The sequence below is a fragment of the Cedecea sp. VD22 genome (assembly GCF_037150195.1).
GTDB lineage: Bacteria > Pseudomonadota > Gammaproteobacteria > Enterobacterales > Enterobacteriaceae > Cedecea.
In genome coordinates this window covers 138,468-162,929 of record NZ_JBBCPX010000008.1, presented here as the reverse complement: position 1 = coordinate 162,929, position 24,462 = coordinate 138,468, and the positions used below count along the sequence as shown (strand labels likewise).

At 56.3% G+C, this 24,462-nt stretch carries 24 protein-coding genes; 20 read left to right on the top strand and 4 right to left on the bottom strand.

Annotated features, from left to right (window positions below):
- The first annotated feature begins 18 nt into the window (after positions 1–18).
- The 4 genes from WFK85_RS15710 to WFK85_RS15695 all read left to right on the top strand — a co-directional run bounded on the left by WFK85_RS15710 (position 19) and on the right by WFK85_RS15695 (position 5,527).
- A complete protein-coding gene (locus tag WFK85_RS15710; RefSeq protein WP_008460492.1) occupies positions 19–759 on the top strand; it encodes a response regulator in 741 nt (246 codons plus the stop codon).
- Positions 756–2,057 carry a sensor histidine kinase gene (locus tag WFK85_RS15705; RefSeq protein WP_336708865.1) on the top strand — a complete coding sequence of 434 codons (1,302 nt, stop codon included), beginning with the start codon at positions 756–758 and terminating at the stop codon, positions 2,055–2,057. The genes WFK85_RS15710 and WFK85_RS15705 overlap by 4 nt, the downstream gene beginning before the upstream one ends.
- 128 nt (positions 2,058–2,185) lie before the next feature.
- Positions 2,186–3,376: a cytochrome c biogenesis protein DipZ gene (locus WFK85_RS15700; RefSeq protein ID WP_336708863.1), complete on the top strand. Its 1,191-nt coding sequence runs from the start codon at positions 2,186–2,188 to the stop codon at positions 3,374–3,376.
- A gap of 132 nt (positions 3,377–3,508) precedes the next feature.
- Positions 3,509–5,527 (top strand): NADPH-dependent 2,4-dienoyl-CoA reductase, encoded by a 2,019-nt coding sequence (locus WFK85_RS15695; RefSeq protein ID WP_336708861.1) that lies wholly within the window; start codon positions 3,509–3,511, stop codon positions 5,525–5,527.
- On the opposite strand, the gene rlmG is transcribed toward WFK85_RS15695, so the two are convergent.
- Positions 5,524–6,660 carry a 23S rRNA (guanine(1835)-N(2))-methyltransferase RlmG gene (gene rlmG / locus WFK85_RS15690; RefSeq protein ID WP_008460487.1) on the bottom strand — a complete coding sequence of 379 codons (1,137 nt, stop codon included), beginning with the start codon at positions 6,658–6,660 and terminating at the stop codon, positions 5,524–5,526. The two genes, WFK85_RS15695 and rlmG, sit on opposite strands and share 4 nt — an antisense overlap.
- Before the next feature lie 84 nt (positions 6,661–6,744).
- On the opposite strand from rlmG, the gene WFK85_RS15685 reads away from it, so the two are divergent.
- The 4 genes from WFK85_RS15685 (at position 6,745) to sstT (ending at position 11,014) form a co-directional block, all read left to right on the top strand.
- Positions 6,745–7,245 carry a M48 metallopeptidase family protein gene (locus WFK85_RS15685; RefSeq protein ID WP_008460485.1) on the top strand — a complete coding sequence of 167 codons (501 nt, stop codon included), beginning with the start codon at positions 6,745–6,747 and terminating at the stop codon, positions 7,243–7,245.
- Positions 7,246–7,293: 48 nt separating this feature from the next.
- Positions 7,294–8,292: a Gfo/Idh/MocA family protein gene (locus WFK85_RS15680; RefSeq protein WP_336708858.1), complete on the top strand. Its 999-nt coding sequence runs from the start codon at positions 7,294–7,296 to the stop codon at positions 8,290–8,292.
- Between the two features lie 242 nt (positions 8,293–8,534).
- Positions 8,535–9,503, top strand: a complete 969-nt coding sequence (locus tag WFK85_RS15675; protein ID WP_166993367.1) for a TerC/Alx family metal homeostasis membrane protein — start codon at positions 8,535–8,537, stop codon at positions 9,501–9,503.
- A gap of 266 nt (positions 9,504–9,769) precedes the next feature.
- Positions 9,770–11,014: a serine/threonine transporter SstT gene (gene sstT / locus WFK85_RS15670; protein ID WP_166993365.1), complete on the top strand. Its 1,245-nt coding sequence runs from the start codon at positions 9,770–9,772 to the stop codon at positions 11,012–11,014.
- 194 nt (positions 11,015–11,208) lie between these two features.
- Here sstT and WFK85_RS15665 read toward each other — a convergent pair whose 3' ends face one another.
- Both WFK85_RS15665 and uxaC read right to left on the bottom strand, forming a co-directional pair.
- A complete protein-coding gene (locus WFK85_RS15665; RefSeq protein WP_336708855.1) occupies positions 11,209–12,696 on the bottom strand; it encodes a UxaA family hydrolase in 1,488 nt (495 codons plus the stop codon).
- 7 nt (positions 12,697–12,703) lie between these two features.
- On the bottom strand, positions 12,704–14,116 hold the full coding sequence (gene uxaC / locus WFK85_RS15660; protein ID WP_166993363.1) for a glucuronate isomerase: 1,413 nt from the start codon (positions 14,114–14,116) through the stop codon (positions 12,704–12,706).
- Positions 14,117–14,491: 375 nt separating this feature from the next.
- On the opposite strand from uxaC, the gene WFK85_RS15655 reads away from it, so the two are divergent.
- The 11 genes from WFK85_RS15655 to WFK85_RS15605 all read left to right on the top strand — a co-directional run bounded on the left by WFK85_RS15655 (position 14,492) and on the right by WFK85_RS15605 (position 21,816).
- The gene (locus WFK85_RS15655) at positions 14,492–15,793 is read left to right on the top strand and encodes an MFS transporter (protein WP_336708853.1); all 1,302 of its coding nucleotides are present in this window, start codon (positions 14,492–14,494) and stop codon (positions 15,791–15,793) included.
- 110 nt (positions 15,794–15,903) lie between these two features.
- On the top strand, positions 15,904–16,680 hold the full coding sequence (gene exuR / locus WFK85_RS15650) for a transcriptional regulator ExuR (RefSeq protein WP_039299895.1): 777 nt from the start codon (positions 15,904–15,906) through the stop codon (positions 16,678–16,680).
- Positions 16,681–16,999: 319 nt separating this feature from the next.
- Positions 17,000–17,662, top strand: coding sequence for a DedA family general envelope maintenance protein YqjA (yqjA, locus tag WFK85_RS15645; protein WP_008460467.1), 663 nt, complete (start codon positions 17,000–17,002; stop codon positions 17,660–17,662).
- A 9-nt stretch (positions 17,663–17,671) separates the two neighbouring features.
- Positions 17,672–18,049: an EnvZ/OmpR regulon moderator MzrA gene (mzrA, locus tag WFK85_RS15640; protein ID WP_166867124.1), complete on the top strand. Its 378-nt coding sequence runs from the start codon at positions 17,672–17,674 to the stop codon at positions 18,047–18,049.
- 173 nt (positions 18,050–18,222) lie between these two features.
- Positions 18,223–18,591: a DUF1090 domain-containing protein gene (locus WFK85_RS15635; protein ID WP_008460462.1), complete on the top strand. Its 369-nt coding sequence runs from the start codon at positions 18,223–18,225 to the stop codon at positions 18,589–18,591.
- A gap of 50 nt (positions 18,592–18,641) precedes the next feature.
- On the top strand, positions 18,642–18,947 hold the full coding sequence (locus WFK85_RS15630; RefSeq protein ID WP_008460461.1) for a DUF883 family protein: 306 nt from the start codon (positions 18,642–18,644) through the stop codon (positions 18,945–18,947).
- A 1-nt stretch (position 18,948) separates the two neighbouring features.
- A complete protein-coding gene (locus tag WFK85_RS15625) occupies positions 18,949–19,347 on the top strand; it encodes a phage holin family protein (protein WP_008460458.1) in 399 nt (132 codons plus the stop codon).
- Complete coding sequence (locus WFK85_RS15620) at positions 19,344–19,634, top strand: YqjK-like family protein (protein ID WP_008460455.1); 291 nt, start codon at positions 19,344–19,346, stop codon at positions 19,632–19,634. The genes WFK85_RS15625 and WFK85_RS15620 overlap by 4 nt, the downstream gene beginning before the upstream one ends.
- Before the next feature lie 247 nt (positions 19,635–19,881).
- Positions 19,882–20,274 (top strand): DoxX family protein, encoded by a 393-nt coding sequence (locus WFK85_RS15615; RefSeq protein WP_038476076.1) that lies wholly within the window; start codon positions 19,882–19,884, stop codon positions 20,272–20,274.
- 73 nt (positions 20,275–20,347) lie between these two features.
- Positions 20,348–21,340, top strand: a complete 993-nt coding sequence (locus tag WFK85_RS15610) for a glutathione S-transferase family protein (RefSeq protein WP_336708849.1) — start codon at positions 20,348–20,350, stop codon at positions 21,338–21,340.
- Positions 21,341–21,444: 104 nt separating this feature from the next.
- The gene (locus WFK85_RS15605; RefSeq protein WP_008460449.1) at positions 21,445–21,816 is read left to right on the top strand and encodes a DUF805 domain-containing protein; all 372 of its coding nucleotides are present in this window, start codon (positions 21,445–21,447) and stop codon (positions 21,814–21,816) included.
- Between the two features lie 51 nt (positions 21,817–21,867).
- Here WFK85_RS15605 and mpl read toward each other — a convergent pair whose 3' ends face one another.
- Complete coding sequence (gene mpl / locus WFK85_RS15600; protein ID WP_008460447.1) at positions 21,868–23,253, bottom strand: UDP-N-acetylmuramate:L-alanyl-gamma-D-glutamyl-meso-diaminopimelate ligase; 1,386 nt, start codon at positions 23,251–23,253, stop codon at positions 21,868–21,870.
- Positions 23,254–23,428: 175 nt separating this feature from the next.
- On the opposite strand from mpl, the gene fbp reads away from it, so the two are divergent.
- On the top strand, positions 23,429–24,427 hold the full coding sequence (gene fbp, locus WFK85_RS15595) for a class 1 fructose-bisphosphatase (RefSeq protein ID WP_008460446.1): 999 nt from the start codon (positions 23,429–23,431) through the stop codon (positions 24,425–24,427).
- Positions 24,428–24,462: the final 35 nt, after the last annotated feature.

The following is a 24,462-nucleotide window of genomic DNA, read 5'->3' as shown; positions in this document are numbered from 1 at the left end:
TAGCGCCGGGAGCCCCAGGTGGAACATATCGATCATATTCTCGTGGTGGACGACGACCGCGATATTCGCGAGCTAATCGTTAGCTATCTGGAAAAATCCGGCTACCGGGCCAGCGGCGCGGCCAACGGCAAGGAGATGCGTTCCGTTCTGGATAAGCAGCACGTCGATTTAGTGGTGCTGGACGTGATGATGCCCGGCGACGACGGGCTGACGCTCTGCCGCCAGCTGCGCAGCGATAAGCACAAAGATCTGCCTATTTTAATGCTGACCGCCAGAAACGAAGACAGCGACCGGATCCTCGGCCTCGAAATGGGCGCGGACGACTACGTGGTAAAACCTTTTGTCGCCCGAGAACTGCTGGCGCGGATCAAGGCGATCCTTCGTCGCTTCCGCGCGTTACCCCCCAATTTGCAGGTGACCGAAGCGGGCAGGATCATCGCTTTTGGCGAGTGGCAGCTTGATACTTCGGCCCGGCATCTGATTGATTTACAAGGCACGATCGTTGCCCTGAGCGGGGCGGAATATCGCCTGCTGCGCGTGTTTTTGGATCACCCGCAGCGCGTTTTGACGCGCGATCAGCTGCTGAACCTGACTCAAGGCCGCGATGCAGAGCTATTCGAGCGATCGATCGATTTACTGGTCAGCCGCGTCCGCCAGCGCTTAAATGAGGATGCCCGAACCCCGGCCTACATCAAAACCGTGCGTAGCGAAGGCTATGTGCTTTCCGTTCCCGTGACGATCGTCGAGGCGCGAGAATGAGGCTTTGGCCCCGAACTCTGCTTTCCCGGCTGTTTCTCATCATTCTCGTCGGCCTGTTTCTGGCTAACGGCCTGACCCTGGCGCTAACCACGCTCGAGAGAATGAACAGCGCCCGCAGCGTGATGCTGGATAACCTGCAAAACAACGTTGCCACCAGCGTCGCGATCCTCGACAAGCTACCGGCGGCTGAGCGACCGGCCTGGCTGGACCGGCTCGCCCGGGAAAATTACCACTACATTCTTGGGCCAGGGACACCGGGCAAACCACCCACCGACGAACGTTCTAAAGACGCTATTGCATCTCTGAAAGAGGCGCTGGGCGAGCATTATCAGCTCGATTTCACCTCCATTCCCGGTATGCGCTCCCATATTCAGGCGCATTTGACGCTGGCCGACGGCTCGCCGCTGACCATCGACCTTACGCCGCGTATGCCGCCGATTGAAACCTGGCTGCCGGTGGTGATTGCCATCCAGCTTGTCCTGCTGGCGCTTTGCGCATGGTTTGCCGTGCGCCAGGTGGTGTTGCCGTTTACCCGTTTTACCCGCGCCGTTGAAGCGCTGGAACCCGCCAGCTCAAGCCCCGTGGACATGCAGGAAAGCGGCCCGCTGGAAGTGGAACACGCGGCCAAAGCGTTTAACGCGATGCAGGCCAGAATCCAGGGGCACCTGAAAGAACGCACGCAAATTCTGGCCTCCATCTCGCATGACTTACAGACGCCGATTACCCGCATGAAGCTGCGCCTGGAAATGAGCGACGAGCCGGAACTGCGCGACAAACTAATGCAGGACCTGGACAACATGACGCATCTCGTCCGCGAGGGCATCGCTTATGCAAGGTCGTCGGAAAGTCTGGAAGAGGCTCCCCAGCGGATTGAGTTGAGGGCATTTGTGGACAGCATTGCCTGCGATTATCAGGACGTCGGCAAAGCCGTGACGTTTGCCGCGCCGGAAGTGTCACTCCCGCTTTCGACCCGCCCCCAGGCGCTGCGCCGTATTCTGACCAACCTGCTGGATAATGCGCTGAAGTTCGGCACCGCCGCTGAAGTCAGCCTGACGGCGGGAGCCAGCCAGGTCGCGCTGGCAGTGTGCGATAACGGGCCGGGGATCCCCGAGGAGGAGCTGGACGCCGTGTTGCAGCCTTTTTACCGCGTGGAAAGTTCCAGAAATCGCGACACCGGCGGCACCGGGCTTGGGCTGGCGATAGCCGCCCAGCTTGTCGGCCAGTTAGGGGGGAAATTAACGCTGACTAACCGGCCACAGGGCGGTTTGCAGGCCTGCATCACGCTGCCTGTAGCCTGATTGTATCGCTCTGTATGCCGCCGAGTCGCCGACAAACAAACTGACAATCAGGACGGTTTTCCCACACATCACGAACACATCAGGCGGGTTAAATACCCCGAAATCATCCTGTAACCGTGAGGTGTGTTATGCCCGTTCTGATTGCCTTTCTTGGCGGTATGCTCAGTTTATTAAGCCCCTGTACGCTGCCCGTTATTCCTTTGCTTTTCGCTGCATTTCGCGGCAAAAAAAGCCAAATCATCGCCCTGCTTGCCGGCATGGTGGCCATGTTCACCGCCGTGGCTTTGCTGGTCGGCGCTGCCGGGGAGTGGATCGTGCGCGCCACGCTGGCTGGCCGCTGGGTAGCGCTGGGGATGCTGGCGCTTGCCGCGCTCACGCTCATCTTCCCCGCGCTTGCCGAACGGCTGATGCGCCCGGCGGTGCAGATGGGGAATGCCATCAACAACCAAAGCTACCGCGCTCGCGGCACGCTGTCGGCTTTTCTGGCCGGACTGGCGGTGGGGCTGCTTTGGTCGCCCTGCGCGGGGCCGATTTTGGGGGCCATTCTCGGCCTCGGCTTGTCCGGCTCTTCGGCTGTCACCACCGGCCTGCTGCTGGCGGCCTACGGCAGCGGTTGCGCGCTGATGCTGGCGCTGCTGTGGTTCTGCGGTCACCGGCTGCTGGCTCGCCTGCGTGAAAAAATGGCACTGATGGCCCAGCTTCGTCGCGCGGCTGGCGTAGCTATGCTTGCCACGGTGGCGTTTATCGCCTCCGGCACCACGGCGGTGCTGCAAAACGCTAACGGTTTCGGCGCGAAGCTGGAGCAGCGCCTGCTGGCCTTCTCCCCCGCCGCCACGCCAGCGCCTAAGCTGCAGCCTATTGTGGATCCCGCGCCCACCAACGCAATGCCGCCGCTTTCCGGGGGAACCGCATGGATCAATAGCCCGCCGCTGACGCCAGAGGCGCTGAAAGGCAAAGTCGTGCTGATCGATTTTTGGACCTTCGATTGCATTAACTGCCAGCACGCGCTGCCGCACGTCCGGGAATGGGCCAACAAGTATAAAGATCAGGGCCTGGTGGTGATTGGCGTGCATACGCCGGAGTACCCGTGGGAGAAAGATCTGGATTCGGTGAAAAAGGCAGTAGCCAAGTGGCAGCTGCCGTACCCGGTCGTCACCGACAATAACTACCAGATCTGGAATGCCTTCGGAAACCAGTACTGGCCAGCGCATTATTACTTCGACGCTCGCGGACAGCTGCGCAATGTCTCTTTCGGCGAGGGGAATTACGAGCAGCAGGAGCAGGTTATTCAGAATCTGCTGAAGGAGGCTCGCGCCTGATTTTGCTTTCGGGGAGGCGGGAATATGACTCTCATCACATTCGCCGCACTCCCCTTTTCCCTTTTGCCCTGCGACGGCTAAATTAGAACTCATCCGACCACATAACAATAATGTTACAAATTGGGATTTATTATGAGCTACTCGTCGCTGCTTGCCCCGCTGGATCTTGGCTTCACCACTTTGAAAAACCGCGTGCTGATGGGCTCGATGCACACCGGGCTGGAAGAGCTGCCGGACGGCGCTGAGCGCCTTGCCGCCTTCTATGCCGAGCGCGCCCGGCACGGCGTGGCGCTGATTGTCACCGGCGGGATCGCCCCGTCGGCCTCCGGGGTGACCGTTGCCCACGGCGCGGTGCTGAACGACAAAAGCCAGCTGGCGCATCACCAGATTGTGACCGGGGCGGTGCACCGCGAAGGCGGCAAGATTGCCCTGCAGATCCTGCACACCGGGCGCTACAGCTACCAGTCTAAGCTGGTCGCTCCGTCGGCCATTCAGGCGCCGATCAACCCGTTTAAACCCCATGAGCTGAGCCACGAAGAAGTTTTAGCGCTGATTGAGGACTTTGCCCACTGCGCCAGCCTGGCGCGTGAAGCCGGGTATGACGGCGTGGAGATCATGGGCTCGGAAGGCTACCTGATTAACCAGTTTTTGGCCGCCCGCACCAACCAGCGCGACGATGAATGGGGCGGAGACTACGAACGCAGAATGCGTTTTGCCGTTGAAGTCGTGCGTACTGTGAGAGAACGCGTTGGCAAAGAATTTATTATTATTTACCGCCTGTCGCTGCTCGACCTCGTCGAAGGCGGCGGCAACTTTGAGCAGGCCGTCACCCTTGCCAAAGCGATAGAAAAAGCGGGTGCGACGCTGATTAATACAGGCATCGGCTGGCACGAAGCCCGTATTCCTACCATCGCGACCTCCGTGCCACGCGGCGCTTTTAGCTGGGTAACCAAAAAACTGAGAGGCCATGTCGCGCTGCCGCTGGTGACCACCAACCGAATCAACACCCCGGAAACCGCCGAGCAGATCCTGGCCGACGGCGATGCAGATATGGTGTCGATGGCGCGCCCTTTCCTGGCTGACGCCGAGTTTGTTTCTAAGGCCGCTGCGAATCGCGCCGATGAAATCAATACCTGCATCGGCTGCAATCAGGCCTGCCTGGATCAGATTTTCGTGGGTAAAGTCACCTCTTGCCTCGTCAACCCGCGCGCCTGCCATGAAACCAAAATGCCGGTTGTGCCTGTTTCACAACCGAAGCGTCTTGCGGTGGTAGGTGCTGGCCCCGCCGGACTGGCCTTTGCGGTCAACGCCGCCGGGCGCGGCCATAGCGTCACGCTGTTTGACGCTGCGGCGGAGATTGGCGGGCAGTTTAACATCGCCAAACAGATCCCCGGCAAAGAGGAGTTCTTCGAAACGCTACGCTACTACCGCCGAAAGCTGGCCCTCACCGGCGTGGACGTTCGCCTGAATCAGTACGTTACCCCGGAGATGCTGTCCGACTATGACGAAGTTATTCTGGCCTGCGGGATTGAGCCGCGCCTGCCGGAAATTGACGGCATCGGGCATTCGAAGGTGCTGAGCTATGTCGATGTGCTGCGCGACAAAGCCCCTGTGGGCAAACGCGTGGCGGTGATTGGTGCGGGCGGCATCGGGTTTGATACTTCGATGTACCTTAGCCAGGAAGGGGCATCCACCAGCCAGAGCATCGCTGAGTTCTGCGTGGAATGGGGGATTGATACCAGCCTGCAAACGTCAGGCGGCCTGCGCCCGGAAGGGCCTCATCTGCACAAAAGCCCGCGCAGTATCTTCCTGCTGCAGCGTAAAACCAGCAAACCGGGCGAAGGCCTGGGCAAAACGACGGGCTGGATCCACCGCACTACGCTTGCCGCGCGAGGCGTGAAAATGATGGCTGGCGTGAGCTACGAGCGTATTGACGATGCCGGGCTGCATATCACCGTCGGCGGGGAGCCACAGCTGTTGGAAGTGGATAACGTGATTATTTGTGCCGGGCAGAATCCGCGCCGCGAGCTGGCTGAGCCTTTACAGGCGATGGGTAAAGCCGTGCATTTAATTGGCGGGGCCGATGTGGCAATGGAGCTGGATGCCCGGCGCGCAATTGCGCAGGGCACCCGTTTAGCGCTGGAGATTTAGCGGCGACGACCTAACTTCACCGCTTTCAGCACCACGAACTTGTTGTTCGTTGCCACCGTGGTGCAGTTGCCGAAGATCTTCTTCAGCTTGCGGAAGTAGTCGAGGTGGCGGTTGGCCACAATGTACAGCTCGCCGTTGATTTTCAGACAGCGGCGAGCATGGTGGAACATTTCCCACGCGATCTGATCCGTCAGGGCATGCTGCTGGTGGAACGGCGGGTTGCACAGTACGGCGTTAAAGCGGAAAGGCTCCACGCCGGACAGCGCGTTGTTGATCATAAACTCACAGCGGTCGATATCGCCCGGCAGGTTGGTTTCAACGTTCAGGCGCGCGGAAGCCACCGCCATCGGCGATTCATCCACAAACACCACCTGCGCCAGCGGGTTTTTCTCCAGCAGCGTCAGGCCAATCACGCCGTTACCGCAGCCCAGATCGACAATCTCGCCTTCCAGGTCCGACGGCAAACTTTCGAGGAAGAAACGCGCGCCGATATCCAGCCCGGTGCGGGAGAAGACGTTGGCGTGGTTGTGAATCGTCCACTCGGTGCCCTCCAGCTTCCAGCTCAGCGTTTCCGGCACATCTGCCAGCTCTGGTTGGGTGAAGGTCGGGTTAATCAGACGCGCTTTTTTCCACGCCAGCGTGGTCGTGGTTGGCCCTAAAATTTTTTCAAACAGCTCCAGCGTGGAGTTGTGAATGTCCCGCGCTTTCGCACCCGCAATAATGCGGGTTTCCGGCGTTACGACTTTGCGCAGCGCACGCAGCTGCTGCTCAAGCAGGGCCAGCGTCTTAGGAATTTTAATCAGCACCAGCCCCGGCGCCTGCGGGTAAGCCGCGGTGCTGTCGAGGAAGGTGACGCTGTTTTCCGGGATGTCGTTCTCGCGCAGGTTTTCACGCGTGGCCAGCTCGCTTAAGTATGAGTCGCCAATGCTGTAAGGCTTGTGTTCAGCCAGCACGCAGGCCAGCGCGCCGAACGTGTCGTTAAAAACAAGAACGGGGCCGACTGGCTCAAGTTCGTCTACCTGCTGCAACAGGTAGTCATCTGCCGCTTCCCACGCCTGCAGCGGGTTTACGTCGTCCGTTTCCGGAAAACGCTTCAGCGTCAGTGAACGAAAACCGTTGTCTAATTGGCTCATCGGCCCTCCTGGATGGTAAAGTTTGGTGATATCCCCATAGCGGGGGCGAGAGTATACCTTTTTTTCCTTCAACCTGAGACAAGCATGAGTGAACTGATTTATTTAAGCGGCTATCCGGAGCATTTGCTCTCGCAGGTGCGCACCCTGATTAGCGAGCAGCGCCTCGGCGCGGTGCTGGAAAAACGCTACCCGCAGGGGCACAACATCGCGACCGATAAAGCGCTTTATGCTTACACTCAGGAGTTGAAAAGCCAGTTTCTGCGCAATGCGCCCCCGATAAATAAAGTCGCCTATGACAACAAGATCCACGTGCTGAACAACGCGCTGGGGCTGCATACCGCGATTTCCCGCGTGCAGGGCAACAAATTAAAAGCTAAGGCGGAAATTCGCGTGGCGACCGTATTTCGCTCCGCCCCTGAAGCTTTTTTACGCATGATTGTGGTTCACGAACTGGCGCATCTTAAGGAGAAGGATCACAACAAAGCTTTTTACTCCTTGTGCTGTCATATGGAACCGCAGTATCACCAGTTAGAATTCGATACACGACTTTGGCTTACCCAGCTGGCGCTGAGCGGCGCGGCTTGATAAAGCCCCGATTTATTGACTATCGACTTCCGGAGAACGCCCCCGTTTATGATACGTTTCGCTGTGATTGGAACCAACTGGATCACCCGCCAGTTCGTAGATGCCGCCCATGAGAGCGGCAAATATAAGCTGACTGCGGTGTACTCCCGCAGCCTCGAACAGGCGCAAAGCTTCGCCAACGATTACCCGGTGGAGCATCTGTTTACTTCGCTGGATGAGCTGGCGCAGAGCGATGCGATCGACGCGGTGTATATCGCCAGCCCTAACTCGCTGCACGGCCCGCAGAGCCTGCTGTTCCTGAGCCACAAAAAACACGTTATTTGCGAGAAGCCGCTGGCGTCTAATCTGGCCGAAGTTGAAGCGGCCATCGCCTGCGCCCGCGAAAATCAGGTGGTGCTGTTCGAGGCGTTTAAAACCGCCAGCCTGCCGAACTTTATTGCCCTGCAGCAGGCGATGCCGAAGGTGGGGAAAATTCGCAAGGTGCTGCTCAACTACTGCCAGTACTCTTCCCGCTACCAGCGCTACCTGGACGGTGAAAACCCGAACACCTTTAATCCGGCATTTTCTAACGGCTCGATCATGGACATCGGTTTCTACGTGCTGGCCTCAGCGGCGGCATTGTGGGGCGAGCCGCAAGCCGTTCACGCCACGGCTTCCCTGCTGGACAGCGGCGTAGACGCACACGGCACCGTGCAGCTGAACTACGGTGATTTTGACGTTACCCTGCTGCATTCCAAAGTGAGCGACTCGACGATCCCAAGCGAAATTCAGGGCGAAGCCGGATCGCTGGTGATCGAAAAAATCGCTGAATGCCAGCGGGTGACGTTTATCCCACGCGGCGGCAAACCGCAGGATCTGAGCCTCCCGCAGCATATCAACACCATGCTTTACGAAGCGGAGACGTTCGCGCGCCTGGTGGAAGAGAATGAGGTTAATCACGCCGGACTGGTAACATCGCGCATTACGTCGGCACTGGCGACCGAGATTCGCCGCCAGACCGGGGTGAAGTTCCCGGCGGACGACGTGAACCAGCAGGCCACGGCGTAAAGTATTTCATATAAAGTGGGTATCAAATATTGACCAAAGCCATGGCTTGTCATATTTTGTTACCTGCAAAGGGGAGTAACTTCATTGCCGGTTAATCGTCATTACGATGCGCAAGCATCCGGTTGCCGGGCGACGTGAAAACGTCGTAAGTGAGACCTTGCCGGAAGGCGAGATCCCTGTTGCAAGCGAAAGCGGCTGGCGTCTTCTGATGTTGGCCGTTTTTGTTTTCAAGGAATCTTATTATGCATACTGTCGGTACTCCGCTGCTCTGGGGCAGCTTCGCCGTCGTGGTCGCCATCATGCTGGCGATCGATCTGCTGGTTCAGGGCCGTCGTGGCTCGCACACCATGTCGATGAAACAGGCGGCCGTCTGGTCGCTGGTCTGGGTTTCACTTTCCCTGCTGTTTAACCTCGCTTTCTGGTGGTATCTCAGCGGCACCGCTGGCCGTGAAGTCGCCGATACTCAGGCGCTGGCCTTCCTCACCGGTTATCTGATTGAAAAAGCGCTGGCGGTCGATAACGTCTTCGTCTGGCTGATGCTGTTCAGCTACTTTGCCGTGCCTGCTGCGCTGCAGCGGCGTGTGCTGGTATACGGCGTGCTGGGCGCAATAATCCTCAGGACCATCATGATCTTCGGCGGCAGCTGGCTGATTACCCAGTTCGAATGGCTGCTGTATGTGTTCGGCGCTTTCCTGCTCTTCACCGGTGTGAAAATGGCGCTGGCAAAAGAGGACGATAGCGGCATCGGCGATAAACCGCTGGTTCGCTGGCTGCGCAGTCATCTGCGCATGACGGACAAAATTGAGAACGAGCGCTTCTTCGTGCGCCAGAACGGCCTCCTGTACGCCACCCCTCTGCTGCTGGTGCTGATTCTGGTCGAGCTGAGCGACGTGATTTTCGCGGTAGATAGCATTCCGGCGATTTTCGCGGTCACCACCGACCCGTTTATCGTGCTGACATCTAACCTGTTCGCGATCCTCGGCCTGCGCGCCATGTACTTCCTGCTGGCAGGCGTGGCAGAGCGTTTCTCGATGCTGAAATATGGCCTGTCGGTGATCCTGGTGTTTATCGGTATCAAGATGCTGATCGTTGATTTCTACCATATTCCTGTCGCCGTTTCGCTCGGCGTAGTGGGTGGGATTCTGGCGGGAACGCTGATTATCAATGCGTGGGTCAACCACCGTAACGACCAAAAGACGCCGGTCAAATAGACCAGCTTCTCATCACAAATTAAGGGGCGTAATGCCCCTTTTTCATTCTGGCAATCCGCTATCGCATCAAACTGCTGAATATGTGACGCACATGTTAATAATTAGTTGCAAAATCTAACGCTGAGCGCAATTCCAGCTTGAAATGCTTTTTCCCTCACCGCTTTTCCTTATACTCACCGGGCAAACACATTTTCTTACAACCGCACAGACGTAGCGCACTACGCACGCGGCACAGCACGACATCACTGAAACACAGGAAGGTATTCATGAGTTCGCAAGCTTCTGGACTACTGCAGCGCTTTGCCCGCGGCAGCCTCGTAAAACAAATTCTCGTTGGCCTGGTGCTGGGTATTCTGCTCGCGCTGGTCTCAAAACCTGCCGCTATCGCAACCGGCCTGCTCGGCACGCTGTTCGTCGGCGCATTGAAAGCCGTGGCGCCGGTGCTGGTGCTCACGCTGGTGATGGCTTCCATCGCGAATCATCAGCAGGGCCAAAAAACCAATATTCGCCCTATCCTGGTGCTCTATTTACTGGGCACCTTCTCCGCCGCGCTGACCGCCGTTGTCGTTAGCTTTATGTTCCCCTCCACGCTCCATCTGACCAGCAGCGCCACGGACATTACGCCGCCATCCGGGATTGTCGAGGTGGTTCACGGTTTACTGATGAGCGTGATTGCCAACCCGATACACGCCCTGCTGAACGCTAACTACATCGGTATTCTGGTGTGGGCGGTCGGCCTGGGCTTTGCGCTGCGCCACGGAAACGAAACGACCAAAAACCTGGTGAACGACCTGTCTGACGCGGTGACGTTTATCGTGAAGGTGGTGATCCGCTTCGCCCCTATTGGGATCTTTGGCCTGGTCGCCTCCACGCTTGCCACCACCGGTTTCTCCACGCTCTGGAGCTATGCCCAGCTACTGCTGGTGCTGATGGGCTGTATGTTTGGCGTGGCGCTGATCATCAACCCGCTGCTGGTGTTTATGACCACTCGCCGTAACCCGTATCCGCTGGTGCTGGCTTGCCTGCGCGAAAGCGGGGTGACCGCGTTCTTTACCCGCAGCTCGGCGGCGAATATTCCGGTTAACATGAACATGTGCCAGAAGATGAACCTGGATCGCGATACTTATTCGGTGTCGATTCCTCTGGGGGCAACGATCAATATGGCCGGGGCGGCCATCACGATTACGGTACTGACGCTGGCGGCAGTGCATACGCTGGGCGTGCCTGTGGATCTACCGACCGCGCTGCTGCTGAGCGTGGTGGCTTCACTTTGCGCCTGCGGGGCTTCCGGCGTGGCGGGCGGTTCGCTGCTGCTGATCCCACTGGCCTGCGGCATGTTTGGCATACCGAACGAGATTGCCATGCAGGTGGTGGCGGTCGGCTTTATCATCGGCGTATTGCAGGATTCCTGCGAAACCGCGTTGAACTCTTCTACCGACGTTATCTTTACTGCCGCCGTTTGCCAGGCAGAAGATGCTCGTCTGGCGAAGGCCGATTTGTTACGCGGCTAATATCAACGAGCCATGCTGGGTGTTCGGCACTGACTTAAACCGCAGCATCGCTTCTGGTTTACCCCTCACCCTAACCCTCTCCCTACAAGGGAGAGGGGATAGATTGTGGACTGCTCTACCCTATTAGAGGGGATAGATTGCGGACTGCTCTACCCTATTAAGTGTTTTTCTCCTCACCGCTGGGGAGAAGGCACTCATAGCGTGACGCCGCTTTTAAACAGCGCCAGCTCGCGAAAATCATTTTTCTCGTTGCAGGTTGGCGCGCCGTTCACTTTCTCAACTATCGTCTCAATAAACTGCGCCAGCAGCTCGGGCATCGTGCTGCCATGCAGCAGCCTGCCTGCGTCAAAGTCTATCCAGTGCGGTTTTTTCGCGGCCAGTTCGCTGTTAGTGGCGATTTTTAGCGTCGGCACAAAGCCGCCGTAGGGCGTCCCTCGCCCGGTACTGAACAACACCATATGGCAGCCAGCTCCCGCCAGCGCGCTGGTGGCGACCGCGTCGTTACCCGGCGCACTCAGCAAGTTTAAGCCAGCCTGTTTTAGCCTTTCTCCATAGCGAAGAACATCGACCACCTGGCTTTCACCGGCTTTTTGCGTACAGCCGAGGGATTTCTCCTCAAGCGTGGTGATCCCGCCCGCTTTATTCCCCGGCGACGGATTCTCGTAGATGGGCTGCTGGTGTGCAATGAAGTAGCGTTTGAAGTCGTTGACCATCGCCACGGTTTTCTCAAACGTGGCTTCGTCCCGGCAATGGCTCATCAACAGCCGTTCCGCGCCGAACATTTCCGGCACTTCCGTCAGTACCGTGGTGCCACCGTTCGCCACCATATAGTCCGAGAACCGGCCCAGCATCGGGTTGGCGGTAATACCGGAGAGGCCGTCCGAACCGCCGCATTCCAGCCCGAATTTCAGCTCGCTCAGTTTACCCGGTTCGCGCCTGTCGTGGCGCATGACCTCATACAAAGCGTGGAGATGCTCCAGCCCCGCTTCAACCTCATCGTCCTGCTGCTGAAGCGCCATGAAATGAACGCGTTCTGGGTCGTATTCACCTAAGGTTTCGCGGAAAGCAGCGATCTGATTGTTCTCGCAGCCCAGCCCCACCACCAGCACCGCGCCCGCGTTTGGGTGATGCACCATGTTTTGCAGCATGGTGCGGGTGTTGAGATGGTCGTCCCCCAGTTGGGAGCAGCCAAACTGATGGCTGAACAGCCAGGCACCGTCGATATCCGGGGCGTTATTGGTTTCCTGCAGGAAACGGCTCAGCATCTGGCGAGCCATGCCGTTCACGCAGCCAACAGTCGGCAGGATCCATAGCTCGTTACGAACGCCGACCGCGCCGTTGCTGCGGCGATAGATGTTGACGTTCCGGTCGCCAAAAGGCTCCGCCGCTGGCACGGCTTCCGGCTGATAGCGGTATTCATCGACGTCATTAAGGTTGGTGCGCAGGTTATGGGAATGCAGATGCTCACCTGCCGCGACATGGCAAAGTGCGTGACCAATAGGCAAGCCGTACTTCACGACGTTTGCCCCTTCGGCAATTGGCTGGAGCGCAAACTTATGGCCGCGCGCGATCGGCTGGCGCAGCCTGAAAGCTTCCGGCGGAGTACCTATCTCTTCGCCTTCCGGCAGGTCCACCAACGCAACAGCAACGTTATCCAGCGCATGGATCCTGATATATCGCATCGCGGCCTCAGTTCAGCTCAATGGCAAAGTAGTCGCGGGCGTTGTTGAAACAGATGTTTTTCACCATCTCCCCCAGCAGCGGCATATCTTCAGGCACTTCCCCTGCCTGGACCCAGTGGCCAAGCATGCGGCACAGAATACGGCGGAAGTATTCGTGGCGCGTGTAGGAGAGGAAACTGCGGCTGTCGGTTAGCATACCAACGAAGCGGCTCAGCAGCCCAAGCTGGGCAAGCTGGGTCATCTGCCGCTCCATGCCGTCTTTCTGATCGTTAAACCACCAGCCGGAGCCGAACTGCATTTTGCCTGGCATCCCTTCTCCCTGGAAGTTACCGACCATCGTGCCAATCACCTCGTTATCCCGAGGATTGAGGCAGTAGAGAATAGTTTTCGGCAGCAGGTTTTCTTCATTTTGCTTACTTAACAGTTTCGACAGCGGCTCGGCCAGCGGGCGATCGTTTATCGAATCAAAGCCTACATCCGGCCCCAGCAGGCGGAACTGCCGCTGGTTATTGTTGCGCAGCGCGCCGATATGGTACTGCTGCACCCAGCCGCGACGGGCGTATTCCGTGCCAAGCCAGGCCAGCACCGCCGTTTTAAATTGCGCGACTTCGGTGTCGTTAACCGCGCCGCCAGCCAGACGACGGGCAAGAATAGCATCCAGCGTAGCTTCATCCGCTTCGGCAAAGACCACCACGTCCAGCGCGTGATCGGCGACCTTACAGCCGTGGGCAGCAAAATGATCGAGTCTTTTGCTCAGCGCCGCCTGGAGGTCGCTAAAGCGACGAATATCGGTGTCGGACACGGCGGCCAGCGTCGAAATGTAGCCGGTAAACGTCGCCTGTTCGATATTAAAGGCTTTGTCCGGCCGCCAGCTCGGCAGCACTTTGATGTCGAAGCTGCCATCTTTGGCCACGGCGGCGTGGTGCGCCAGAGAATCCACCGGATCGTCAGTGGTGCCGACCATTTTCACGTTCATCTGCTGCATGATGCCTCTGGCGGTGAACGAATCCTGCTCCAGCAAAGCGTTACACTGCTGCCAGATGTCTTCCGCCGTTGCCGGCGAGAGCAGTTTGCCGGTAATACCAAACGGGCGGCGCAGCTCCAGATGCGTCCAGTGATAGAGCGGATTGCCGAGGGTATGCGGCACGGTGGCAGCCCAGGCATCAAACTTTTCGCGGTCGCTGGCATCGCCGGTACACAGCCGCTCAGCCACGCCGTTAGTTCGCATTGCTCGCCACTTGTAGTGATCCCCTTTCAGCCAGATGTCATACAGGTTTTTAAAGCGATAGTTGTCCGCTATTTGCTGCGGCGGCAGGTGGCAGTGGTAATCAAAAATGGGCTGCGATTTCGCGTAGTCATGGTACAAGCGGCGGGCGAATTCAGTATCAAGAAGAAAGTCTTCAGTCATAAAGGGGGTCATAAGAGATATCCTCTGCAGATAACGGTGCTATGCATTCGCATCATGATGGCACGAAGTTATCACACCAATTTCCCTGCAACGACCTCAATTTTGCGTTAATGGTCACAAAACAAACACATAATTTCCGTCTTTATGTGCATAAAACGGACTAAATCCCGCGCCGATACTGACCTGAGAGCAAGGTATAACCCAACATTACGCGAAAAAGCTTTTGTGATATCACTCAACTTATAAAGATGTATGACAAGTTATCGTTCAAACCGTCGCAGTACCTCTTGCCGGGCAACGCTTGCCCCGGCCCATGGGTGACAAGAGCAGGAACGGAGCCGATTTATCGGGAACAACGTTCACAATAAAGACGGGATGGGGTTAGAAATGCGAAAAATAAAAGGTTTACGCTGGTACATGATAGCGCTGGTGACGCTGGGCACCGTGCTGGGCTATCTGACCCGCAACACGGTGGCCGTCGCGGCGCCCACGCTGATGAGCGAACTGAATATCACCACGCAGCAATACTCGTGGATCATCGCCGCCTATTCGGCTTGTTATACCGTTATGCAGCCCGTCGCGGGCTATCTGCTCGACGTGCTGGGCACCAAAGTGGGCTACGCGGTGTTCGCCGTCGCCTGGGCTATTTTCTGTGGAGCAACCGCGCTGGCGGGGAGTTGGGGCGGTCTCGCACTTGCCCGTGGCGCAGTCGGTGCCGCCGAAGCGGCGATGATCCCCGCAGGATTAAAGGCCAGCAGCGAGTGGTTCCCCGCCAAAGAACGCTCTATTGCGGTGGGCTACTTCAACGTCGGCTCTTCCATTGGGGCAATGATTGCCCCGCCGCTGGTGGTCTGGGCCATTGTGATGCACAGCTGGCAGATGGCGTTCATGATAACCGGCGCACTGAGCTTTATCTGGGCCATGATCTGGCTGTGGTTCTACAAAAACCCCCGCGACCAGAAAAAACTCACCAGCGAAGAGCGTGAGTACATCATTAGCGGCCAGGAAGCCCAGCACCAGACCGATAACACGAAAAAGATGTCGGCGTGGAAAATCCTGCGTAACCGCCAGTTCTGGGGCATCTCCCTGCCACGCTTCCTGGCCGAACCCGCGTGGGGCACATTCAATGCCTGGATCCCGCTGTTCATGTTTAAGGCCTACGGCTTCAACCTGAAAGAAATCGCGATGTTCGCGTGGATGCCCATGCTGTTTGCCGACTTTGGCTGCATTCTTGGGGGCTATTTACCGCCGCTGTTCCAGCGTTGGTTTGGCGTTAACCTGATTGTTTCTCGCAAGCTGGTGGTCACTATGGGGGCCATCCTGATGATTGGGCCTGGCACGATAGGCCTGTTTACCAGCCCTTACGTGGCGATTGCCTTGCTCTGCGTGGGTGGATTTGCTCATCAGGCGCTGTCCGGGGCGTTAATCACCCTGTCGTCCGACGTTTTTGGCCGGAACGAAGTCGCCACGGCGAACGGCCTGACGGGCATGGCAGCCTGGACCGCCAGCACCTTGTTTGCCCTGGTCGTCGGCGCGCTGGCCGACACAATGGGATTCAGTCCGCTTTTCGCGGCGCTTGCCGTGTTCGATCTCCTCGGCGCGATTGTTATCTGGACGGTGCTGAAAAACCAGTCTGCCAGCGAACTCGCAGCCACTGCTCCCGCCCCGGAGGCCGTGACACAGTCTTGATGTAAAAACCGCCGCCTTCGGGCGGCAATTCTCACGTTGGTTGCTAGAGCGTCACCGGGAAAAGTGGTATAACAAATTTATTCACGTACAGCCCTCTTCCGGAGCAACTTATGGATGCCGTAGAACCCCGCCGCCTTTATCAGCAGCTTGCCGCCGAATTAAAACAACGCATTGAAACCGGTGTTTATCAGGTCGGGGAAAAACTGCCTGCGGAGCGGTTTATCGCCGAAGAGAAAAACGTCAGCCGCACCGTCGTCCGCGAAGCAATCATCATGCTGGAAGTGGAAGGCTACGTTGAGGTTCGCAAGGGCTCGGGCATTCACGTCATGTCTAACCAGGCAAAATACATGACCGTGCCGGATGAGCGTTTTGAGTTCGCCAATTATGGCCCTTTCGAGCTGCTGCAGGCGAGGCAGCTTATTGAAAGTAATATCGCGGAGTTCGCCGCCACCCAGGTCACCAAGCAAGATATTGTGAAACTGATGGAGATCCAGGAAAAAGCGCGAAAAGAGCAAACTTACCGTGATTCTGAGTGGGATCTGCAGTTTCACGTCCAGGTTGCACTGGCTACGCAAAACGGCGCGCTGGCGACCATCGTCGAAAAAATGTGGAGTCACCGCATCCACAACCCGTACTGGAAGAAACTGCACGAACACATCGATATGCGCCCGGTAGACAACTGGTGTGATGATCACGATCAGATTCTTAAAGCTCTGATTCGTAAAGATCCACATGCGGCAAAACTGGCGATGTGGCAGCATCTGGAAAACACCCGTCAAATGCTGTTTAACGCCACCAGCGATGATTTTGAATTCAATGCCGATCGCTATTTCTTTGCAGAAAACCCGGTCATTCACCTTGATACAGCCGCAAACGGTCAAAAATAGTCATTTTTCCGGTCGAGGGTAAGCAAACCATAAATAGTGTCAGCGTTTGTAAATACCCTCGCCAGCCTCTCCCCCAGTAAGCAAAATCATTCCTCAACAAACTGCAAATACTGTGACGTATAACGCGTAGTTTTGTTACAATTAGATGCAATTTCACAGCCTGTGTGGGCTCAGCGCCATCCCGCTGTCGTTTCGCGTGGTATTAGTCCGACACCGCAGCACAGGCAGTGGGTTGTTGTCAGCAAATAAGAATAAAAACCATGCTGCATTCTGCTCATCCGTTTCACCGGCGGCCTAAACGAAGTGCCAGGAACCCTGAATGGAACTACTGACTCAACTGCTTTCCGCTCTCTGGAGCCAGGATTTTGAAACGCTTGCCAATCCATCGATGATTGGCATGCTCTATTTTGTGCTGTTCATGATTATATTTCTTGAGAACGGCATACTTCCGGCTGCGTTCTTACCCGGCGACAGCCTGCTGGTACTGGTCGGGGTACTGATCGCCAAAGGGGCGATGGGTTTCCCGGAAACGCTGGCGCTGTTGACCATAGCCGCGAGCCTCGGCAGCTGGCTGGGCTATATCCAGGGGCGCTGGTTGGGAAATACCCGTATTGTACAAAACTGGCTGTCGCACCTGCCGGCCCATTATCACCAGCGCTCACATCAGCTTTTCCATAAGCACGGGCTGTCTGCGCTGCTCATTGGCCGCTTTATTGCTTTTGTTCGTACCCTGCTGCCAACTATTGCCGGATTATCAGGTCTTAGTAGCGCACGTTTTCAGTTCTTCAACTGGATGAGCGGCCTGCTGTGGATATTGATTCTGACCACCCTGGGTTATCTGCTGGGCAAAACGCCTGTCTTCCTGAAGTACGAAGACGCCCTGATGTCATGCCTGATGCTGATCCCGGTGGTGCTTCTGGTCATCGGTCTGGTCGGTTCGTTAATCGTGCTTTGGCGTAAAAAACGCGGCCAGAGCAGTTAGAGGGATTCGATGAAATTAGCGTTCACACGCCGCCTGAAGGCGGCGCTGCTTGTTGGGGCCCTGGCGATTGCATCGCTGATGGTGTGGTCCGGCATGCAGAATAAGGATTCCACCCTCGAAATTCGTGCCTCGCGGCAGGGCGGGAGTATTCCCGATGGCTTTTATGTCTGGCACCACCTGGATGCCAACGGTATCCGCTTTAAAAGCATTACGCCGCTCAATAACACGCTATTGGTTACGTTTGATTCCAGCGCGCAGAGTGAGGCGGCGAAAGAAGTCCTCAACCGCACGCTGCCTCAGGGGTATGTCATTGCCCAGCAGGACGGCGATAAAGACGCGCTAGCCTGGCTCTCTATTCTGCGCCCTGACCACAACCACCTCGGCTGACCCCTTCTTTCAGTCTGAATTTGCTATCATCTTCTAGGTTTTTAGCAGATTCATGACTATGCTTTAGCTGTTTTTACTACGCTTTATCTGCGCTTTTTCGACACTCTGGAACGACGCATGGAGTATGATCGTCTGATACTTTTATGATTCGTCTTACAATGGAAGGTTTAACCATGAATTACCGCACCGTACTGGCTCTTGCTTTACTCACGCTAACCTCTGCCGCACAGGCAAATACCTTGTGCAACGAGAAAGAGCAGGATATTCAACGCGAGATTGGCTATGCGGAAAAACATAATAATCAGCACCGTATTGATGGCCTGAAAAAGGCCCTGAGTGAAGTACGCACCAACTGCAGCGACACTAGCCTGCGTGCGGAGCACCAAAAGAAGATAGCCAAACAAAAAGCGGAAATCGAAGAGCGTAAAGCCGATCTCATCGAAGCCCGTCAGAAGGGTGACCCGGACAAAATCACCAAACGCGAGAAGAAACTTGCGGAAGCAGAAGATAGCCTCAAAGCTTTAGAGAAGCGTGATTACTGATTGTGTAGTCGCAGACTTTAAGGATCCATCTCAAACACTCGGAGAGAACTATGTCAAAAGATACTACGTCAGAACATTTACGCGCTGAGTTGAAATCCCTGGCAGATACGCTTGAAGAAGTCCTGAGTGCGTCCACGGACAAGTCAAAAACTGAACTGGACAAACTGCGTGCCAAAGCGGAAAAAACGCTAAAAGAGAGCCGGGATCGCCTGGGTGAAACCAGCGAAGCCATCGCCAAACAGACCCGTGAAGCGGCTGCCAAAGCGGATGATTATGTTCGCGAGAACCCTTGGACCGGTGTAGGCATTGGTGCGGCGGTAGGCGTCGTGCTGGGTGTGCTGCTGGCACGTCGCTAAGATGGCGGATTCTCACCAAAGCCAGGGGCCGGGCAAAAGCGTACTCGGCGTTGGCCAGCGACTGGTGACGATTCTGGTCGGCATGGTCGAAACGCGCGTGCGTCTTGCCGTCGTCGAACTGGAAGAGGAAAAAGCGCACATCGTTCAGCTGCTGCTGATGCTGGGGCTGACCATGCTGTTCGCTGCCTTTGGCTTAATGAGCCTGATGGTGCTGATTATCTGGGCCGTTGATCCGCAGTATCGTCTTAACGCCATGATTGCTACCACCGTCGTCCTGCTGTCGCTGGCATTGATCGGCGGCATCTGGACGCTGCGGAAGTCCCGTCAATCAACCCTGCTGCGCCACACCCGGCGCGAGCTGGAAAACGACAGGGCCCTGCTGGAAGAGGATAAGCGATGAGCGATGCCGAACGTGATAAACGTAAAGCCTATCTGCTCAGTCAGGTTCAGCAGCAGCGGCTCGATCTCAGCGCCGCAAAACGCGACTGGCTGCAGGTCACCAGCCCCTACGATCGCGGCTGGAACACCTTAGTCAGCCTGCGTAGCTACGCGATGATCGCCAGCAGCGTGTTGGCAATCTGGACGGTGAAGCACCCAGGTAAGTTCATGCGCTGGGCCAAACGAGGATTTGGCGCCTGGAGCACCTGGCGGCTGATTCGTAACACGCTTAACACGCCTTCGCGCTAAACTTAAACACCGCCTCTGGCGGTGTTTTTATTTCTGCCCCTTCTCTTCCATACCTCGTATTTTTACTTTCCTGACTTAGTTTCCTCAGGATATTTGAAGAACTTAGACAGTTTTCCTTGCTAACAATCTTTTTTCACCCCGTCTATTATCCTCCCCATCGACAGCAAACATCGGTAATCACTGGAGTTTGCACACCTTTTAAGCCCTGGCCGAGAACGCCGGAAAAAAAGAACCGCTGGAGAGAAAAATGAAAAAATTAGAAGATGTTGGCGTACTGGTTGCTCGTATTCTGATGCCAATCCTGTTTATTACCGCTGGCTGGGGCAAAATCACCGGTTATGCAGGCACACAGCAGTACATGGAAGCCATGGGCGTGCCGGGCGCGCTGCTGCCGCTGACCATTCTGCTTGAGTTCGGCGGCGGTCTGGCTATTCTGTTCGGCTTCCTGACCCGTACAACCGCGCTGATCACTGCGCTGTTTACCGTGCTGACCGCGTTCCTGTTCCACAGCAACTTTGCTGAAGGCGTGAACTCTATTATGTTCATGAAAAACTTCACCATCGCAGGTGGCTACCTGTTGCTGGCGGTCTTCGGCCCAGGCGCAATCAGCCTTGACCGCGTCCTGAATAAAAAATGGTAAGCGTTCTATACTGATGAACACCGAGAAAGCGAAGACACCGTCTTCGCTTTTTTGCTATTGAGGAGGAGAAAAAATGGGACAACTCATCGACGGCGTCTGGCATGACGTCTGGTACGACACCAAATCGACCGGCGGCCGCTTTAAACGCTCTGAATCCGCCTTCCGCAACTGGCTGACTGCCGACGGTGCAGCAGGCCCCTCAGGCAAAGCGGGATTCGCCGCAGAGAAAGATCGCTATCATCTCTATGTGTCTCTTGCCTGCCCCTGGGCGCACCGGACGCTTATCGTGCGTAAGCTAAAAGGCCTCGAGCCCTTTATTTCCGTTTCCGTCGTTAACCCGTTGATGCTGCAAAACGGCTGGACGTTCGCGGAAAATTTCCCGGAAGCAACCGGCGACACGCTTTACCACCATGAGTTCCTCTACCAGCTTTATCTACAGGCCGATCCTCATTACACGGGCCGCGTGACGGTGCCCGTACTTTGGGATAAGAAAAACCAGACGATCGTCAGCAACGAGTCCGCAGAAATCATTCGGATGTTTAATACGGCTTTTGATGCCCTGGGTGCGCGTCCCGGCAACTATTACCCCGACGAGCTAAAAGGCGAGATTGATGAGCTGAACGGCTGGATTTATGACACGGTGAATAACGGCGTATACAAAGCGGGTTTTGCCACTTCTCAGGAAGCCTACAATGAAGCCGTTGAAAAAGTCTTTATCTCCCTGGCGCGTCTGGAGCAAATTCTTGGTCAGCATCGCTACTTAACCGGCCCGCAGCTAACCGAGGCAGACATTCGCCTGTGGACGACCCTTGTGCGTTTTGACCCGGTGTATGTCACCCACTTCAAGTGCGATAAATACCGCATCAGCGACTACCCAAATCTTTACGGCTTCCTGCGCGATATCTATCAGTTACCCGGCGTCCGTGAAACGGTAAGTTTCCCGCATATCCGTACCCACTATTATTGCAGCCATAAAACTATCAACCCAACCGGCATCATTTCCATCGGCCCTGCACAAGATTTAGACGAGCCGCACGGGCGAGATGAGCGGTTTAGGAAGAGTTAAGAATATTCAGCACAACAACGATTTACGGCCTGTGCATTCACGACTATTCTTGAATCGATCGCTTCCCGTTCAGGTGATTGTCGGATAATCAAGGCAGGCCTTAGATGGATTGGTATTTCAAAGCATTAAGAAATTACATTGGGTTTGGCGGGCGGGCTCGCCGCAAAGAGTATTGGATGTTTCATCTGGTGAACTTCATCCTGGCGGGCGTGCTGAGCGTGCTGGATAAAATGCTTGGGCTGCACATCGCCAAGGATGAAGGGGCACTCACCACGATTTATACCGTTCTGGTTTTGCTGCCGCTTTGGGCAGTCCAGTTTCGCCGCCTGCACGACACCGACCGCTCAGCCTGGTGGCTGCTGCTGCTGTTAATCCCGATTGTCGGCTGGCTGATTATTCTGGCATTCAACTGCCAGGATGGCACGCCGGGAACTAACCGCTTTGGGCCAGATTCTAAGGCCCCTGAACTCTACTAAACAAAAAGGGCGTCCCGTAAGGCACGCCCTTTTTCTCATCATGCTCTGCGCTTAAAACGCCTGCTCACTCTGCTGTTCAGCTTTCTTCGCCAGACCATCCAGCAGTTTCTGATGAATACCGCCGAAGCCGCCGTTGCTCATGACCAGAATATGGTCGCCAGGCTGGGCCGTTTTCACTACCATCTCCGCGAGCGTGTCCACGTCTGCGCTCCAGTGCGCTGGCTGCACGCACGCTTCCGCCACTTCAGCAACCTGCCACGGAATGTGCTGCGGCTGAAGCAGGAACACTTCGTCCGCGCGCCCCAGCGAAGGAGCCAGATCGTCTTTGCAGACGCCCATTTTCATGGTGTTAGAACGAGGTTCCAGCACGGCCAGAATGCGAGCGGTGCCGCCCACTTTCCCGCGCAGGGCAGCAAGCGTAGCCAGAATCGCCGTCGGGTGATGTGCAAAATCGTCATAAACGGTGACGCCATGCGCTTCGCCGCGCAGTTCAAGGCGGCGACGAGCGTTCACAAAACTACCCAGCGCCTGGGCCGCGTCAGCTGGGGTAACGCCAACATGCCGGGCAGCGGCAATAGCCATCAGGCCGTTGTGCATGTTGTGCTCGCCGACCAGCTGCCAGTTCACGGTGCCAACGCATTCGCCATCCAGGTAAACTTCCCACTGAGAAGCATCGGTCGTCAGCTTCTTCGCCTGCCAGTGGCCCTGATCGCCCACCAGCTCCTGCTCACTCCAGCAGCCCATCGCCAGGGTTTGCTTCAGATTGGCGTCGTTTTCCGGCCAGATAATTTTGCCCTGCCCCGGGACGATGCGCACCAGGTGATGGAACTGCTTCTGGATCGCTTTCAGATCGTCAAAGATATCCGCGTGATCGAACTCAAGGTTATTGAGGATCAGCGTCCGCGGGCAGTAATGGACAAATTTGGAGCGTTTGTCGAAGAACGCGCAGTCATATTCATCGGCTTCAATAACGAAGAAGGGGCTATCGCCCAGACGCGCAGAGACGTCAAAGTTGCCCGGTACGCCGCCGATAACAAAGCCAGGCTTGTAGCCGCAGGCTTCAAGGATCCAGGTCGCCATACCGGCGGTGGTGGTTTTCCCGTGCGTCCCCGCCACCGCAATCACCCAGCGGTCACGCAGCACAAAATCATGCAGCCACTGCGGGCCGGACATATACGGAATGCCCTGCTCAAGAACGGCCTCCACGCACGGATTACCGCGCGTCATCGCGTTGCCGATGATCACCAGGTCCGGGTGCGGGTCGAGCTGGCTTGCGTCATAACCTTCGATTAACGAGATCCCCTGCTCTTCGAGCAGCGTACTCATCGGTGGGTAAACATTGGCGTCCGAGCCCGTCACTTCATGCCCTAAAGAGCGTGCCAGCATCGCCAGGCCGCCCATAAAGGTGCCACAGATCCCTAGAATATGAATGCGCATACGAAACTATCCTTTCTTTGTTTGGCGCACATTCTAACCGCATGGCTGCGGAGGCGAAACGCATTTCAGGATATTCCTTATCTTGCTGGCGCGATTCACCTGTGCGCGACAATTTGAAAATTTGTTAAGATTGTTGCGATCGCTTTATCCAACATAATGATGCAGGGAAAGTGTTATGAAAACGTTAGGTGAATTTATTGTCGAAAAGCAGCATGAGTTTTCCCATGCTACCGGTGAGCTCACGGCTTTACTGTCGGCAATAAAGCTGGGCGCTAAAATCATCCACCGCGATATCAATAAGGCCGGTCTGGTCGATATCCTGGGGGCGAGCGGTGCCGAAAACGTGCAGGGCGAAGAGCAGCAAAAACTCGACCTGTTCGCGAATGAAAAACTGAAGGCAGCGTTAAAAGCGCGCGGTATTGTGGCCGGTATCGCCTCCGAAGAAGAAGACGAGATCGTGGTCTTTGAAGGCGCCGAGCAGGCAAAATATGTCGTGCTGATGGACCCGCTTGACGGATCTTCTAACATCGATGTCAACGTGTCCGTTGGCACCATTTTCTCTATTTACCGCCGCATTACGCCAGTCGGCACGCCGGTCACCGAGGAGGATTTCCTCCAGCCGGGTAACCAACAGGTTGCCGCCGGCTACGTGGTTTACGGCTCATCAACGATGCTGGTTTACACCACCGGCTGCGGCGTACACGCCTTCACCTACGATCCTTCTCTCGGCGTTTTCTGCCTGAGTCAGGAACGTATGCGCTTCCCGGAGAGAGGCAACACCTACTCCATTAACGAAGGCAACTACATTAAATTCCCGACCGGCGTGAAGAAGTACATCAAGTTCTGCCAGGAAGAAGATGCCGCCAGCAAGCGCCCGTACACCTCGCGCTACATTGGTTCACTGGTGGCGGACTTCCACCGCAACCTGCTGAAAGGCGGGATTTATCTTTACCCAAGCACCGCCAGCCACCCGGAAGGCAAGCTGCGTTTGCTGTATGAGGGCAACCCAATGGCGTTCCTCGCGGAACAGGCCGGCGGGAAAGCCAGCGACGGGAAAGAGAGAATTCTGGATATCATCCCAACCACGCTGCACCAGCGCCGCCCGTTCTTCGTCGGCACAAAACACATGGTCGATGACGTAGAGCGTTTTATTCGCGAATACCCGGACGCCTGATTTCCCAACGTGATACGCCTCTCCTTTATGGGAGA

Excerpts from the sequence above, each read along its gene's own strand:
- sstT (WP_166993365.1), top strand. The coding sequence starts at position 9,770 with ATGAGTTCGCAAGCTTCTGGACTACTGCAGCGCTTTGCCCGCGGCAGC.
- yqjA (WP_008460467.1), top strand. The coding sequence starts at position 17,000 with ATGGAACTACTGACTCAACTGCTTTCCGCTCTCTGGAGCCAGGATTTT.
- WFK85_RS15680 (WP_336708858.1), top strand. The coding sequence starts at position 7,294 with ATGATACGTTTCGCTGTGATTGGAACCAACTGGATCACCCGCCAGTTC.
- WFK85_RS15605 (WP_008460449.1), top strand. The coding sequence starts at position 21,445 with ATGGATTGGTATTTCAAAGCATTAAGAAATTACATTGGGTTTGGCGGG.
- WFK85_RS15665 (WP_336708855.1), bottom strand. The coding sequence starts at position 12,696 with ATGCGATATATCAGGATCCATGCGCTGGATAACGTTGCTGTTGCGTTG.
- WFK85_RS15705 (WP_336708865.1), top strand. The coding sequence starts at position 756 with ATGAGGCTTTGGCCCCGAACTCTGCTTTCCCGGCTGTTTCTCATCATT.
- WFK85_RS15685 (WP_008460485.1), top strand. The coding sequence starts at position 6,745 with ATGAGTGAACTGATTTATTTAAGCGGCTATCCGGAGCATTTGCTCTCG.
- WFK85_RS15630 (WP_008460461.1), top strand. The coding sequence starts at position 18,642 with ATGTCAAAAGATACTACGTCAGAACATTTACGCGCTGAGTTGAAATCC.
- mzrA (WP_166867124.1), top strand. The coding sequence starts at position 17,672 with ATGAAATTAGCGTTCACACGCCGCCTGAAGGCGGCGCTGCTTGTTGGG.
- WFK85_RS15625 (WP_008460458.1), top strand. The coding sequence starts at position 18,949 with ATGGCGGATTCTCACCAAAGCCAGGGGCCGGGCAAAAGCGTACTCGGC.
- fbp (WP_008460446.1), top strand. The coding sequence starts at position 23,429 with ATGAAAACGTTAGGTGAATTTATTGTCGAAAAGCAGCATGAGTTTTCC.
- WFK85_RS15675 (WP_166993367.1), top strand. The coding sequence starts at position 8,535 with ATGCATACTGTCGGTACTCCGCTGCTCTGGGGCAGCTTCGCCGTCGTG.
- WFK85_RS15635 (WP_008460462.1), top strand. The coding sequence starts at position 18,223 with ATGAATTACCGCACCGTACTGGCTCTTGCTTTACTCACGCTAACCTCT.
- rlmG (WP_008460487.1), bottom strand. The coding sequence starts at position 6,660 with ATGAGCCAATTAGACAACGGTTTTCGTTCACTGACGCTGAAGCGTTTT.
- WFK85_RS15615 (WP_038476076.1), top strand. The coding sequence starts at position 19,882 with ATGAAAAAATTAGAAGATGTTGGCGTACTGGTTGCTCGTATTCTGATG.
- WFK85_RS15610 (WP_336708849.1), top strand. The coding sequence starts at position 20,348 with ATGGGACAACTCATCGACGGCGTCTGGCATGACGTCTGGTACGACACC.
- WFK85_RS15620 (WP_008460455.1), top strand. The coding sequence starts at position 19,344 with ATGAGCGATGCCGAACGTGATAAACGTAAAGCCTATCTGCTCAGTCAG.
- WFK85_RS15655 (WP_336708853.1), top strand. The coding sequence starts at position 14,492 with ATGCGAAAAATAAAAGGTTTACGCTGGTACATGATAGCGCTGGTGACG.
- WFK85_RS15700 (WP_336708863.1), top strand. The coding sequence starts at position 2,186 with ATGCCCGTTCTGATTGCCTTTCTTGGCGGTATGCTCAGTTTATTAAGC.
- WFK85_RS15695 (WP_336708861.1), top strand. The coding sequence starts at position 3,509 with ATGAGCTACTCGTCGCTGCTTGCCCCGCTGGATCTTGGCTTCACCACT.
- uxaC (WP_166993363.1), bottom strand. The coding sequence starts at position 14,116 with ATGACCCCCTTTATGACTGAAGACTTTCTTCTTGATACTGAATTCGCC.
- mpl (WP_008460447.1), bottom strand. The coding sequence starts at position 23,253 with ATGCGCATTCATATTCTAGGGATCTGTGGCACCTTTATGGGCGGCCTG.
- exuR (WP_039299895.1), top strand. The coding sequence starts at position 15,904 with ATGGATGCCGTAGAACCCCGCCGCCTTTATCAGCAGCTTGCCGCCGAA.